Here is a 13,422-nt window from a genome sequence, read left to right as displayed (position 1 = left end):
TTCCCCTTTCGTACTTTTACTTCATATATCCGCCCTTCATTGGCGACACAGCATGTTCTGAAAATATCTTTAATACACCAGATGAATATTTTAATGGTCTTGGCTCCCACCTTTTCCTTCTCTCGTCAAGAATAGCTTCTATCTCATCTTTTGTTTTTGTTTCACCCTTTATTCCTACAATATCTAACCGTCTTTCTTTAATATCAATATGAATCAAATCTCCATCCTCGACCAGAGCGATCGGACCACCGTCTGCTGCCTCAGGAGAAACGTGACCAATAGCCGGTCCTGTAGATGCCCCGCTAAATCGCCCATCTGTTATCAACGCTACGCTCTTTCCCAACTCTTTATCTGAAGATATGGCTTCCGATGTATAGAACATCTCAGGCATACCACTTCCTTTTGGCCCTTCGTAACGAATAAACACAGCCTGTCCCGGTTTTATATCGTGTTTTAATACAGCTTCAAGAGCCTCTTCCTCACTATCGAAAGGTCTGGCATATAAAGTTGCTTCAAACATTTCTTTTGGACATGCCGTATGTTTGATCACTGCTCCATCCGGTGCGAGATTTCCTTTCAAAATGGCAATACTTCCATCTGTACCGATTGGATTATGACTCGGACGAATTACATCTTTTCTTCTTAATTTCCATTTATTAAGATATTCTTGACATTTATCATAAAAACCATTTTCTTTTAACTCTTCCAGATTTTCTTCCAAAGTTTTTCCCGTTACTGTCATTACATCTAAATGAAGTTTATCCTTAATTTCTTCCATAATCGCCGGTACACCACCTGCGTAGTAGAAAAACTGTGCCGGCCATTCACCCGCTGGACGGATATTTAAAAGGTAATGAGCATTTCTATGAATTCTGTCAAATGTATCACCATCAATCTCTATCCCAAATTCTTTGGCAATTGCCGGTAAATGAAGTAATGAATTCGTGGAACCTGATATTGCTGCATGGACCATAATTGCATTTTCAAAGGATTTTTTTGTTACAATCTCTTTTGGCGTCAAATTATTTTTTGCCAGCCATACTGCCTGTAAACCTGCTTTATAAGCAAACTTACGTAAATCTTCGCTGGTCGCCGGCATCACTGAACTTCCCGGAAACATTAAGCCCAATGCCTCTGCCATGATCTGCATGGTAGTAGCAGTACCTATAAAGGAACAAGCACCACAAGATGGACAGGCATGTTGCTTATAATACTCTAATTTTTCTTTAGTAATTTCACCCCTCTCGCACATTGCGTTATATTTTCCAATCTGTTCCAATGTTAATAAGTCGGGACCGGCATCCATGACCCCTCCTGTAACAATAATTGACGGAATGTTAATTCGACCAATCGCCATAAGATTCGCTGGCATACTTTTATCACAACTTGTAATAAACACACCGGCATCAAATGGTGTTGCATTTGCATGAATCTCAATCATATTAGCCATAATGTCTCTAGATGCTAATGAATAATTTATTCCATCATGTCCCTGAGCTTCACCATCACAAATATCTGTGCAAAAATATCTTGCACCAAAACCTTGTGCAGCCGTAACACCTTTTCTAGTTTCCTCAACAAGCTCTAGTAAATGGCAGCTGCCCGGGTGGCTGTCTCCAAAAGAACTTTCAATGATGATCTGTGGTTTTTCCAAATCTTCCAGTTTCCATCCGGTTCCCAGGCGGAGAGAATCTAACTCCGGAGCAATTTTTCTCAATTCCTGGCTTCTCATCTTTCTTCCTCCTATACATTATATTAGTCAAACTTATACCTTTAGACCTGCCTTGCAGCATAGTCACATGTAGGTCGTATGATGTCTTATGTAACAATGTTAGCATACCACGGATAACTTGTCAATTAGACGAATTTCGTTAATTCCCTTCATCTTTTTTGTTAGTATTGCACAAAAAAAGTCAAAATACTTATCTATCATAAGTATTTTGACTTTAAAATGAATCTTATTTATTAAGTATCTGACTTTGATTTAATAATAGATGTTTACGCATTGCATTTTCTGCTGCAACTGCATCTTTATTAGCAATTGCACTTACAATGGCTTCATGTGTTTGGATTGTTTCTTCTCTTAATATTGATTTCGTTATTTTTATAAATAAATAAACAGCAGATTGTATGACTGATATTAACTTCGTTACAACCTCATTGTGACTAATATTAGCAATCAATACATGAAGATAAATATCTTCGTCCGAATGATTTTTTCCTTCACGAATTTTCTCTTCTACAGCTTTTGCTGCTTTCCATAATTGAGCAATATCCTCGTCGGTAGCATTTTGAGCTGCGAGTCTGGCCAACTGAGGCTCCAGCATTAAACGTACCTGACATAAGTCCAAAGCAAGTTTCTGCTTATCCTCAATAATCCAAAGGCCTAAAGGATCATCCATAATGCCCTTACGTTCACTGACAAATGTTCCACACCCTCTTCTAATTTCCAATATATTTTGCGAAACAAGAATCTTAACTGCTTCTCTAATTGTCCCACGGCCTACCTGAAGCTGCTCAGCCATATCAAATTCGTTCGGCAGCTTGTCTCCTATCTTTAAGTCTTTGCTTGCGATTAATTCCTTTATCTGTTCTGAAACAAGCTCTGGTAATCGTTTCTGTACCGGATGCACCGATTTTAACATCTTTTGTCACCTACCATTTTTCTAAATGTTTTATCAATTAAATATATCAGCTAACTTTTTTAATGTCAATATAATAACTATTTACTTTCAAAAAGAGGCGTTGACAAATAGCGTTCTCCCGTATCCGGAAGCAATACGACAATATTCTTCCCTTTATTTTCAGGTCTTTGTGCTAAATTTGTTGCCGCAAAGATTGCCGCTCCTGATGATATTCCAACTAATAAACCTTCGGTCATCGCAATATGTCTCGCTGCTTCAAATGCATCTTCATTCTCTACCGGGAAAATTTCATCTACTACATTAGAATTATAAACTTTTGGAACGAACCCAGCACCAATTCCCTGAATTTTATGGGAACCCGCTTTGCCACCTGACAAAACAGCGGAGGCTGCCGGCTCAACAGCGACTACTTTCAAATCTGGATTTTTAATCTTTAACGCTTCTCCATTCCCTGTTATCGTACCTCCCGTACCTACTCCTGCCACAAAAATATCCACTTTCCCATCGGTATCTTTCCAGATTTCTTCTGCCGTTGTCGCTTTATGAACTTCAGGATTTGAATTGTTTTCAAATTGTTGTGGAATAAATGCATTTCCATATTCTTCTGCTAATTCTTCTGCTTTCTTGATCGCACCTTTCATTCCATCAACACCTGGGGTAAGAACTACTTCTGCCCCTAAAGCTGATACAATTCTTCTTCTCTCCACACTCATGGTGTCCGGCATTGTTAATATCAGATGCAGTCCTTTTGAAGCAGTTACAAAGGCAAGTCCAATACCGGTATTTCCACTTGTTGGTTCTATGATCACGGTATCTTTGTTTATTTTTCCGGATTTAATTCCATCTTCTATCATTGCGTTTGCCACACGGTCTTTTACACTTCCCATTGGGTTAAAATATTCTAATTTCGCAATAATTTTAGCTTCTAAATTCAATTCTTTCTCATAATTAGATAATTCTAATAATGGTGTGTTCCCAATCAGTTCTGTTAACTTCTTTGCTATTTTAGCCATTTTCTTCTTCCTTTCTATTCTACTGCCTTGAATGCCTCATTCAAATCTTCTATAATATCATCAATATGCTCTGTTCCGATGGATAGACGAATGGTATTCTCCTTTATTCCCTGCTCCACCAACTCTTCTTTAGAAAGTTGAGAATGTGTTGTAGACGCAGGATGTATTACTAAAGATTTTACATCCGCTACGTTTGCAAGTAAAGAAAATAATTCTAAATTATCAATAAAATCTTTTGCTTTTTGAGCATCCCCTTTAATTTCAAATGTGAAAATGGAACCGCCTCCATTTGGAAAATACTTTTGATATAATTTTTTTTGGGTTTCATCCGTCGATACAGATGGGTGATTTACTATTTCAACCTGTGGATGGTTCTTCAAAAATTCCACAACTTTCAATGCATTATCTATATGCCTTTCAACACGAAGGGAAAGTGTTTCTAATCCTTGTAAAAAGAAGAACGCATGGAAAGGTGATAACGCTGCACCGGTATCTCTCAGTAAGATAGCCCTAATTTTTGTAACAAATGCTGCGGGACCTACAGCTTTTGTAAAACTAATGCCGTGATAACTCGGATTCGGTTCTGTAAGTGAAGAAAATTTGCCTGAATTTTCCCAATCAAATTTGCCGCTATCTACAATTACACCTCCAATTGTAGTTCCATGCCCTCCAATAAACTTAGTAGCTGAATGCACTACAATATCTGCTCCATATTCAATCGGTCTAATTAAATAAGGTGTTCCAAATGTATTATCAATCACCAATGGTATTTTATGCGCATGTGCAATCTGTGCTATTCTTTCAATATCTATGACATCAGAATTTGGATTTCCAAGAGTCTCTATATAAATTGCTTTTGTTTTATCCTGAATGGCCCTTTCAAATGCACCTTCCTCAAAAGGATCTACAAATGTTGTATGAATTCCATATTCAGGGAGAGTATGTGCAAGCAAATTGTAAGTTCCTCCATAAATATTTTTTGCCGAAACAATATGATCCCCTTGATGAGCAAGATTCTGGAACGTATATGAAATAGCGGCTGCTCCCGAAGCTACTGCCAACGCCGCAATGCCTCCCTCTAATGCTGCTATCCTCTGTTCAAAAACGTCTTGCGTCGGATTCGTTAAGCGTCCATAAATATTACCGGCATCCGATAAATTAAAACGTGCAGCTGCATGTTCTGCATTATGAAATACATAAGATGAAGTTTGATAAATGGGTACTGCTCTTGCATCTGTCGCCGAATCCGGGAATTCCTGACCAACATGTAATTGCAAGGTTTCAAATTTTAAATTTCTATTGGCTCTTTCTTTTTTGTTCATATATTTTCCTACCTTTCGTTTCTTTGTCATTTTATATCCTAGTTTGTCGATAGGAATATATTAATTCATATTTCTATCAATGTCAATCCCCAAATTTTCATTTTTATTTAAAAGAACTTTCTGCAGTTTATACTACAGAAAGTTCTTCATTAAATAATATAATCATTTCCTCTTTGATTCTGCCATTCTAACAAATCCGCTAATGTATAAGTATCAACTATTTGTTTAATCGCATCATCAATTTTTTTCCATAAGATCAAAGTGGCACATTCATCTTGCCGATCGCACTGATTCATATCATCTTCCATACAGGCTACTGGTGAAAGACTTCCTTCCGTTAATCTTAAAATCATTCCAACTGTATACTCTTCAGGTTTTCTAGCTAAACGGTAACCGCCTTGAGGCCCTCTTGTGCTTCTAACATAACCTGCTTTGTTCAAGATCGAAATAATCTGCTCCAGATATTTATCCGATATTCCTTGTCTTTCAGAAATCTCTTTCACTCTTACACTTTCACCAATATCATGCATTGCCAGATCTAACATAATTCTAAGCGCATATCTTCCTTTTGTTGAAATTTTCAAAGCTATTACTCCTTACTATTTTCCTAGTGAATTTGTATGATATTATACAGAACTTTAACTTGCATGTCAATCTTTTTCAAAATCTGTCTATTACCCTAAATTCTATAATATCAATAGCTTTCTTACTTATTAGCTTTACTAGCTGAGTCATTATAATCATCGAAATCAGAAGCAAAATTCTTATAAACATTAGTCTCCTGGTAACCTGCTGCACCCTCAAATGTACCCTTTTTCCAATCGACCAATGTATTCCAACACTTTTCATTTCCAGCTGTTAGAACATACTCATTTACAACTGGTATATGTGATTCTTTATCATTCAAGTCAGAAACAAAGTCTGTCACTATACGTACATATTTACCACTGGCTAGCTCACTCAGACTAATCTTATTATTACCATTTTTCAAAACATAATTCTTCTCACTTTTTACAGTTTTTCCATCCTCTGAAACCTGTATGGTTGCCGTAATAGAAGCATTTCCCTCAATTTTAGTATCATAGGAAAGTGAGCTTGGTGCTGAAGATGTTTCAACCCACTCCGTTGTATGTTTACCCTTAGTTTCCATATTTTTATTCTCAAAGTTTAACCATATCTTAAGATCTTTCGCCTTAGGGCCCTCTTTTGTTGAATTTTCACGGACTTCATTATTTTCATCTGCAGAGATCTTTGTAGTATAAAATCTTACTTGTGAAATTGTACCTGGAAGCATTGTATGATACATCCCGCGATTTCGATTTGTTTGTATGGTATTTTTAAATCCAAATCCAATATACATTGGTTCGCCTTCCCAATTTTTAACTGGTGCATCAAATGCAGGTTTATCTACATGTGCACTGTTATAACCATTTTGATAAGAATCACCTCCGGTCTTCATATCAAATGTACTTGTATATTGTACCCATGTATCTTTCTTAATACCTGCAGCTTCTTCATCACCATCATTCCAACTGAACTCACCATTGTCATCAAGCAGACAAACACCATATGTAACTTTACCTGTCTCACGAACTGCCATGCGGAATAAATACGGTGTCCCCCAGCCAAGGCCAATACCTTTGACCATTAGCGGATTATGATCCGGAATTGCACCTTTTCCATCAAGATCCTCATACTGTTCTGTCAGTTCTGATACTCCACCTTTGGTAGTTCCTGCACTAGGCAGATTAGCCCATACCATACCGGTCGCTGCATCTTTCACAGTATAGCCGCCATTATCCGGAATTTCAATATAATCTCGCTTGCCATCAAGGATTATAGTCTGGTGATTCTCCTCATCCTTACCTAATTCAGGTTCTCCATGAATATAACCATTATTGTCATTACCTGAAAGATCTCGTACAAGCGGCATACCTTGAATTGCTCCCTCAATGGTAACAACTTCTACAGGGGCATTACCAATTGTCGCTGTATGATCACCTGCCTTATCAAATGTGTATGTAAATTCAACTGTTTTTGTCTCTCCGGCATCTAGAGAAATTTCTTCAGATTCTACCGTTTTATCATCAATCATAAAATCTGCCGAACCTTTACCTGATTCATTCCCTATATTTGTAACATCTGCTTTCATATTCAAGATATTACTACTCATATCAGATACTTCTTCATTTCCTTGTTTTATGCGGATATTCGTATAATCAAATGTAGCCTTACGGAACTTGACATCCACAGAGACTGACGTATCATTAAGCTCTAAGGTATGTGTTCCCAATGTCCCTATTTTGAGAGAACCTGTCAGTGTCTTTGACTCACCCGGTTCGAGTACCACTGTCTCATCATCAAAGCTATAAAGATAATGTACCTCTCCATTATCCTTAACGGGAATTGCTGCTGCTGCAATTCCTGAACCATTATTTGTAACGGTTGCCTTTACAGTTACTTTGTCATTACAGAGTATTGAATTAGGTGAAATAGAAACATCTGAGAAAGTTAGCTGCTGCTTTTCATTTGAAATAATAGTAGTATTCGCTTTAGCACTTTCAGAAGCTGTATCAGGAGAACCATAGTTATCTATCGTCATCAAGCCCTTTTCACCATCAACTGAAATATAGAAGAAATCGCCTTTTTTATTGTAAGTACGTGCATCTTGATGCGTCAAATATACAGTGCCTGCTCCTACTGATGGATCACTTGAAACTTCACGTGCATAACTATGGGTATGTCCAGAGAGTAGTAAATCAACCTTTCCTGGTTCAATTATTTTCGGAATGTATCTTTTTGTATATGCATCAGACACCGGATGATGCATCATAATCATACGGAACTTAGCATTTTTTGCATCATCACTTTCAAGATCTTTTTTTAACCATTCCATTGCCTGATCGATTTCTTTGGTCGTAGCCTCATCCACTTTATTACCAGTGGCCTCCGAATTCATTTGAAATAATCCCCATGGATTACTATTCATCGTAATAAAATGTACTTTACCATAATTAAATGAACTATCTCCGGCAACTTCCGCGCCATATTCTTTGTCCTGAATATTATAAACATATGTATTAAAAAATACATCTCCCTGATCATGATTACCGCTGCTATAAACAACTGGATAAGAGTGAATGAAATCATCTTTCAGTGTTCCTTTAAACCAAAAACTAAATTGCTCTGCCTGTGCACCTGTTCCTTCAACAAGATCTCCACAATGTAATAAAAATGCAGGTTCATTATCTTTGATGGCTTTGTCCAGTTCTGCACGTGTTGCAAAAATATGTGAATCTGATAAAGTCATAATATTAAATGATTTCGGATCTGTTTCTAATGATTTAAAGTTAGCTTTGCAATTTTCTCCACCATCAAGCTTTACCTCATAATAATACTTTGTACCTGGCTTTAGATTCTCTATCTTATAAGAAAAAAGATAGAGTTTTTTGCCTTGAAATTCAGGCACATCAGACTCTGCCTCAACTTCAATCGGTGAACAAAGAGCCCCTTCCTCTGTACCATATGCAATGGTAGCAGGTACTTTTTCTGTACTTTCCCAGACAACTACCATACTATCGGTTTTGGGCGCTAGTAAATATGGACCATTTTTAAATTCTGCCGTTACCCCATTTGATTCATCTGCAGTCTGTACTTCTGTTTTTGTATTTTTTCCACAAGATGTCACACAAAACAGTGATAATAATATAACCAGCATGAATGTTATCCGTTTTAACATTTTTTTCAAAAATTTTTCCTCCATTCTAATTTATATAATCATACTTATACCTTAACATTAAAATGAATATTTTTCTATAATTACATGTTTACAAAAAATAAAATTCATTTTAGTGCAATATTCCAATAAAATGCAATGATAAAATATATTTTTGTGTATATTTTCATACTTTAAGGAATTTTCTGTAAAATCATGAAACATATTTGTATATATTGTATAATTACAAATTAATGTATTCGAATAGATGCAGACTTTTCTATTTTATGATAGAATATTTCAAAATAATTGTTTTAAGATTAAATTCTCAGGAGGGCAAATATGGAACAAAATCCATTTATTATTATTCAATCCCAATATCCTTCGTTTCATAAAGTGGAAAAAAAAATAGCTGATTTTATATTAAATAATACAAAAGAAGTAATAGAACTAAGTATTCAGCAATTCGCTGCAAAACTTAATATTGCTGAATCTAGTATTGTCAGATTCTGTAAGACTATAGGTCTGTCTGGCTTCAGTGATTTAAAGATTAGACTAGCAGCTCATACCCAAAAGCCTGCAATACAAACTATCTTTGAAGAGTTGAAAACTGAAGATGATATGGAGACCATTACTAGAAAAGTATTTAGCTGTAATATTGATACACTAGAGCAGTCCCTGAACAGCCTGGATTACAATATGATTGCTGAATCGGTCGAATACCTGAACAATGCATCTCATATTTATATCTTGGGAGTCGGAGCATCTGCTTCACTTGCTGAAGATTTTTATATCAGATTAATGCGAATCGGAATTCCTGCAACAGCTATTACAGATTCTCATTTAAGTCTGATTATTGCTTCACAGTTGAATTTAACTGATGTACTGGTAGGCATCTCACACACCGGGCAGACCACTGAAGTCATCAGCGCAATGCGTGAAGCCCAAGCACATAAAGCAAAGACCATCAGTATTACAGGATACTCTAAAACTCCAATTTCACAGGTATCAGATATTTGTCTGGAACTTTATTCACCTAAACAACTGTTTATTTCACCACGTGTTACTCAGGTCAGCATTATCGACAGTCTTTATGTAGGTCTTGCAATACGTCAGAAAGAAAGTGTTATTAAACACATTAAAGAAATGAATCGTGTACTTGATCCTCTTCGTCTCAAATCATAGTACTGTCATTTAAACTGTAATGACAAAATCTTTAAATATTTTATGTTTATAATCTGTTGACCATTTACAAGCTATAAAAGCTTGTATTCTTAAGAGACCCAAAATTTCAATTAAAGAAATTATTCCTCACTCTTATATTCTAAAATATCACCGGGTTGACAGTCTAACACTTCACAAATTGCATTTAAAGTTGAGAAACGTATTGCTTTCACCTTCCCAGTCTTCAAATTCGATAGATTCACATTAGAAATCCCTACTTTTTCTGCAAGTTCATTCAATGAAATTTTTCGATCTGCCATCACACGGTCAAGTCTTAATATAATACTCATTTTTTCACCTCAAATCGTTTCATCTACCTCTTTCTGTAATGCACAAGCATATTCTATTATGTAAGAGATCCCATAGATTGCAAAACTAAGAAAAATCAATAGGAAATCCATAATAGTAAATTGTACGGCCGACTTTAAAAATACCAAAAGCGTTAAAATAAATTCCGTATAAATAGGTACAAAAATAAAAGCAAGTACTAAAATGCTTATAACCCTCAAACGTTTTACATTCTTTTTGGAAAAAGGACTTATATCTTTTATTATTTCTTCATTCATTTTATATACAATAATTATGATAATAAAAATAAATACTACTTTTAATGTATTAGTTAAAATATCAATAAGTACTGAAAATTTGTAATTGGGCAATCCTGTTTCTTTACTAGTATGATAAGGTCCGGAATACATATCTATATCAATAATCGGCTCTTCTTTTCCGTTAATTGTAAGAACTTTATCTGGATAACCAGTAACATCATCCGTTGTTTCCTTGACAGCAAACGCATTGGATTCTTGCATAGAATAGAAAATTCCACGAGTTGACGAGTATAAAATCCATGCTCCTAATAATACTAATATTATTCTTAATAACCATCGATACTGCTTACTATTTTTTTGAACCAGTTTTATCTTTTCTTTCATAATTAACCTCCTATTAAAATAAAGTTAATTATACTATAAAACAGTATTAATCATTTGTCAATTAATTTTTATCGTTTATCATTAATTTTATATCGTAATTCATACTATTGTACTATTATGTTAGTACCATTTTCTTATTGATATTTGGAAACATTTATGTTAGAATTTGTCTATAAATGTCGATAAGAATTTATTAAATATTAAAGGAGAGAAGTTATGGATAAAAGAACAACTGGTATTGTTGCCTATATCACTTGGATAGGTTTAATTATTGCTTTAGTAGCAGGTGATAAAGAAGGAGCAAAATTTCACCTAAATCAAGCATTGGTTTTATGGCTATTTATGCTTTTAACTCCAATCCCATGCTTAGGACAGATATTACTTATCTTTTTAATTGTATGCTGGGTAATTGGATTAATTGGCGCAATAAATGAAGAAGAAAAAGAAATGCCTTTAATTGGTTCCATCAAATTAATTAAATAGCAAACAATTTTCCCCATCTGTTGTCTCATGGTTTCAACCATAAAAGTAAGAAAACAGATGGGGAACTTTATATTGGAATTTTCTTTAGAGTTTTAATAAACCATCTTTTCAAACGTATCTACCGGAACCGGTCTTGAATAATAATAGCCTTGTGCATAATCGCACTGTATGTCTTTTAAGAATTTAGCCTGTTCTTCTGTTTCAACCCCTTCTGCGATTACTTGAAGGCGTAATACTTTAGCCATTTGTACGACTGCAGATAAAATATCTCTTCCTCTTCCCTTTTTATCATCACCCGACAAAAAACGAAGGTCCAATTTAATTATATCTACAGGGGCATCTTTCAACATATTAAGCGAAGAATATCCACTTCCAAAATCATCCATTAAAATATGGAATCCTAAGCTCTGTAATTTTTCTAATACGCCATAAATCAAAGTAGCTTCCTGAATATAGACGCTTTCTGTTACCTCTAATTCTAAATATTTTGGATCAATATCATATTTCTGTACCAATTCTAATAACTGGTCACACAACTTTGGATTAAAAAAATTGATTCTTGAAACATTAACTGATAGCGGAGTGATTTCGTGCCCTTCTTTCTTCCACTTAGCTATTAATTGACATGTCTTTTCCCAAACATATGCGTCTAACTTTACGATAAAGCCGCTTTTCTCAAACAATGGGATAAAATCCTTAGGCGAAATCATACCCTTTACAGGATGGAGCCAGCGTACCAGGGACTCGCCTCCTATTACCTGCTTCCCTTCCATTTTACACTTCGGTTGTATATATATTTCAAACTGTTCCTTCTCTAATGCACCATGCATATCTATTTTAAGCTCTTGTTCTCCCAAAATAGAATCACGGAGCTTTTTATCATAAAAGGCATAGCGTCTAATATAATTCCCTTTTACCGTCATTAATGCTAATTGTGCTCTATCACACATGATATTGACCGGCACTGAAATATCATCTATAAAGTAGACTCCTGCATGTATTAATATCTCATAACTAAGATGAATTGCTTTGAAATTATTGTTAATCTGCTTGATTGTGGCATCCATATCTAAATACTTTTCAGGAAAACAAACCGCAAAATGATCTGTTTCCAAACGCCCCGCAATTCCTATATCCTTCATTGAATGCTCAAAATATCTTGCTATTTCCTTTAATATTTCATCTCCAACCTTATTACCAAATAAATCATTTATCACTTTAAACCGTTCCACATCCCAGTGAATCAGCACATATTTTTCATTTTTATTTTGATTCAACATCTCTTTTGTTTTTCTAAAAAATGTATCTCTATTATAAATCCCTGTAAGGGAATCATATTCAGCCATATATCGAAATTTTAATTCATTTTCTTTTTCTTTTGTAACATCAATAATCACAATATTAAATATCGGATGATTATTCTCTTCTTTAAATTTTACTCCTATTACATGGACCCAGGGATAAAATCCATCTTTATGCTTAATTCGACAGATATATTCCAATGTCCTGTTATCCTGAATGGCAGATAATATTTCTTCATGTACCATCTCCCAATCCTCTTCATATATAAGAGATTGAACTCCCTGTTTCCCTAAGATAAAGAATTCTTCTTTTGTATAGCCCCAAAGGGTCGGAACTGCATCGTTACAATATACTATTTTCATTTTATCAGATACTTCACAAGTAAGTATACCACCTGGTACCGAATTTATCAGAGCAGCTAAGCGTATAGTCGTATCTTCCAAATCCTGTTCTAATTTTAATCGTTCCAAATAGTTTTTTTCTACCATTTTGTAAACTTTTTGAATGACCAAATCAGTACTATACGAATCCAATATATTATCTGATCCTGATTTTAATTCTTCCATAATATGATTCCATTCATCACGCGAGGTCTTTTCTGTGCCAGATGTGTCTATTTCAAAATCACTTTGCATTTTAATCCTCCAACATCTTACAATTATATTACCCACTTCCAAATTGTATCACTTTTGTATATAATTCGCAATAAATCGATTTAATATTCCATATTTCATGTTTTAACACAAAAAAGTTCTTAAATTCCTTTTCATAAAGTTATTTAAGAAC

Annotated in this window: 11 protein-coding genes; 2 read left to right on the top strand and 9 right to left on the bottom strand. The window is 35.0% G+C overall.

Features of this window, described 5'->3' with window-relative positions; translation table 11 throughout:
- Nucleotides 1–16: 16 nt before the first annotated feature.
- From ilvD to DWV06_RS16020, 6 genes are all read right to left on the bottom strand, one after another.
- Nucleotides 17–1,732: a dihydroxy-acid dehydratase gene (gene ilvD, locus DWV06_RS16045; RefSeq protein ID WP_115483206.1), complete on the bottom strand. Its 1,716-nt coding sequence runs from the start codon at nucleotides 1,730–1,732 to the stop codon at nucleotides 17–19.
- Nucleotides 1,733–1,958: 226 nt separating this feature from the next.
- A complete protein-coding gene (locus tag DWV06_RS16040; RefSeq protein ID WP_115483205.1) occupies nucleotides 1,959–2,645 on the bottom strand; it encodes a FadR/GntR family transcriptional regulator in 687 nt (228 codons plus the stop codon).
- A gap of 77 nt (nucleotides 2,646–2,722) precedes the next feature.
- Nucleotides 2,723–3,658 carry a cysteine synthase A gene (gene cysK / locus DWV06_RS16035; RefSeq protein ID WP_115483204.1) on the bottom strand — a complete coding sequence of 312 codons (936 nt, stop codon included), beginning with the start codon at nucleotides 3,656–3,658 and terminating at the stop codon, nucleotides 2,723–2,725.
- A gap of 14 nt (nucleotides 3,659–3,672) precedes the next feature.
- Nucleotides 3,673–4,980: an O-acetylhomoserine aminocarboxypropyltransferase/cysteine synthase family protein gene (locus DWV06_RS16030; RefSeq protein ID WP_115483471.1), complete on the bottom strand. Its 1,308-nt coding sequence runs from the start codon at nucleotides 4,978–4,980 to the stop codon at nucleotides 3,673–3,675.
- A 149-nt stretch (nucleotides 4,981–5,129) separates the two neighbouring features.
- Complete coding sequence (locus DWV06_RS16025) at nucleotides 5,130–5,564, bottom strand: RrF2 family transcriptional regulator (protein ID WP_115483203.1); 435 nt, start codon at nucleotides 5,562–5,564, stop codon at nucleotides 5,130–5,132.
- Nucleotides 5,565–5,686: 122 nt separating this feature from the next.
- Nucleotides 5,687–8,719 (bottom strand): metallophosphoesterase, encoded by a 3,033-nt coding sequence (locus DWV06_RS16020; RefSeq protein WP_235828995.1) that lies wholly within the window; start codon nucleotides 8,717–8,719, stop codon nucleotides 5,687–5,689.
- Between the two features lie 318 nt (nucleotides 8,720–9,037).
- Between DWV06_RS16020 and DWV06_RS16015 the strand changes: the two genes are divergently transcribed.
- Nucleotides 9,038–9,880, top strand: a complete 843-nt coding sequence (locus tag DWV06_RS16015) for a MurR/RpiR family transcriptional regulator (protein WP_115483201.1) — start codon at nucleotides 9,038–9,040, stop codon at nucleotides 9,878–9,880.
- A gap of 119 nt (nucleotides 9,881–9,999) precedes the next feature.
- Here DWV06_RS16015 and DWV06_RS16010 read toward each other — a convergent pair whose 3' ends face one another.
- Together DWV06_RS16010 and DWV06_RS16005 are read right to left on the bottom strand one after the other, a co-directional pair.
- Nucleotides 10,000–10,209, bottom strand: coding sequence for a helix-turn-helix domain-containing protein (locus tag DWV06_RS16010; RefSeq protein WP_115483200.1), 210 nt, complete (start codon nucleotides 10,207–10,209; stop codon nucleotides 10,000–10,002).
- Nucleotides 10,210–10,218: 9 nt separating this feature from the next.
- A complete protein-coding gene (locus tag DWV06_RS16005; RefSeq protein WP_115483199.1) occupies nucleotides 10,219–10,851 on the bottom strand; it encodes a DUF2975 domain-containing protein in 633 nt (210 codons plus the stop codon).
- Nucleotides 10,852–11,067: 216 nt separating this feature from the next.
- On the opposite strand from DWV06_RS16005, the gene DWV06_RS16000 reads away from it, so the two are divergent.
- Nucleotides 11,068–11,334, top strand: a complete 267-nt coding sequence (locus DWV06_RS16000) for a hypothetical protein (protein WP_115483198.1) — start codon at nucleotides 11,068–11,070, stop codon at nucleotides 11,332–11,334.
- A 92-nt stretch (nucleotides 11,335–11,426) separates the two neighbouring features.
- On the opposite strand, the gene DWV06_RS15995 is transcribed toward DWV06_RS16000, so the two are convergent.
- Nucleotides 11,427–13,271: a putative bifunctional diguanylate cyclase/phosphodiesterase gene (locus DWV06_RS15995; RefSeq protein ID WP_115483197.1), complete on the bottom strand. Its 1,845-nt coding sequence runs from the start codon at nucleotides 13,269–13,271 to the stop codon at nucleotides 11,427–11,429.
- Nucleotides 13,272–13,422 lie beyond the last annotated feature (151 nt).

Source organism: Anaerosacchariphilus polymeriproducens (assembly GCF_003363435.1).
Lineage (GTDB): Bacteria > Bacillota > Clostridia > Lachnospirales > Lachnospiraceae > Anaerosacchariphilus > Anaerosacchariphilus polymeriproducens.
This window is presented reverse-complemented; position numbering and strand designations above follow the sequence as displayed.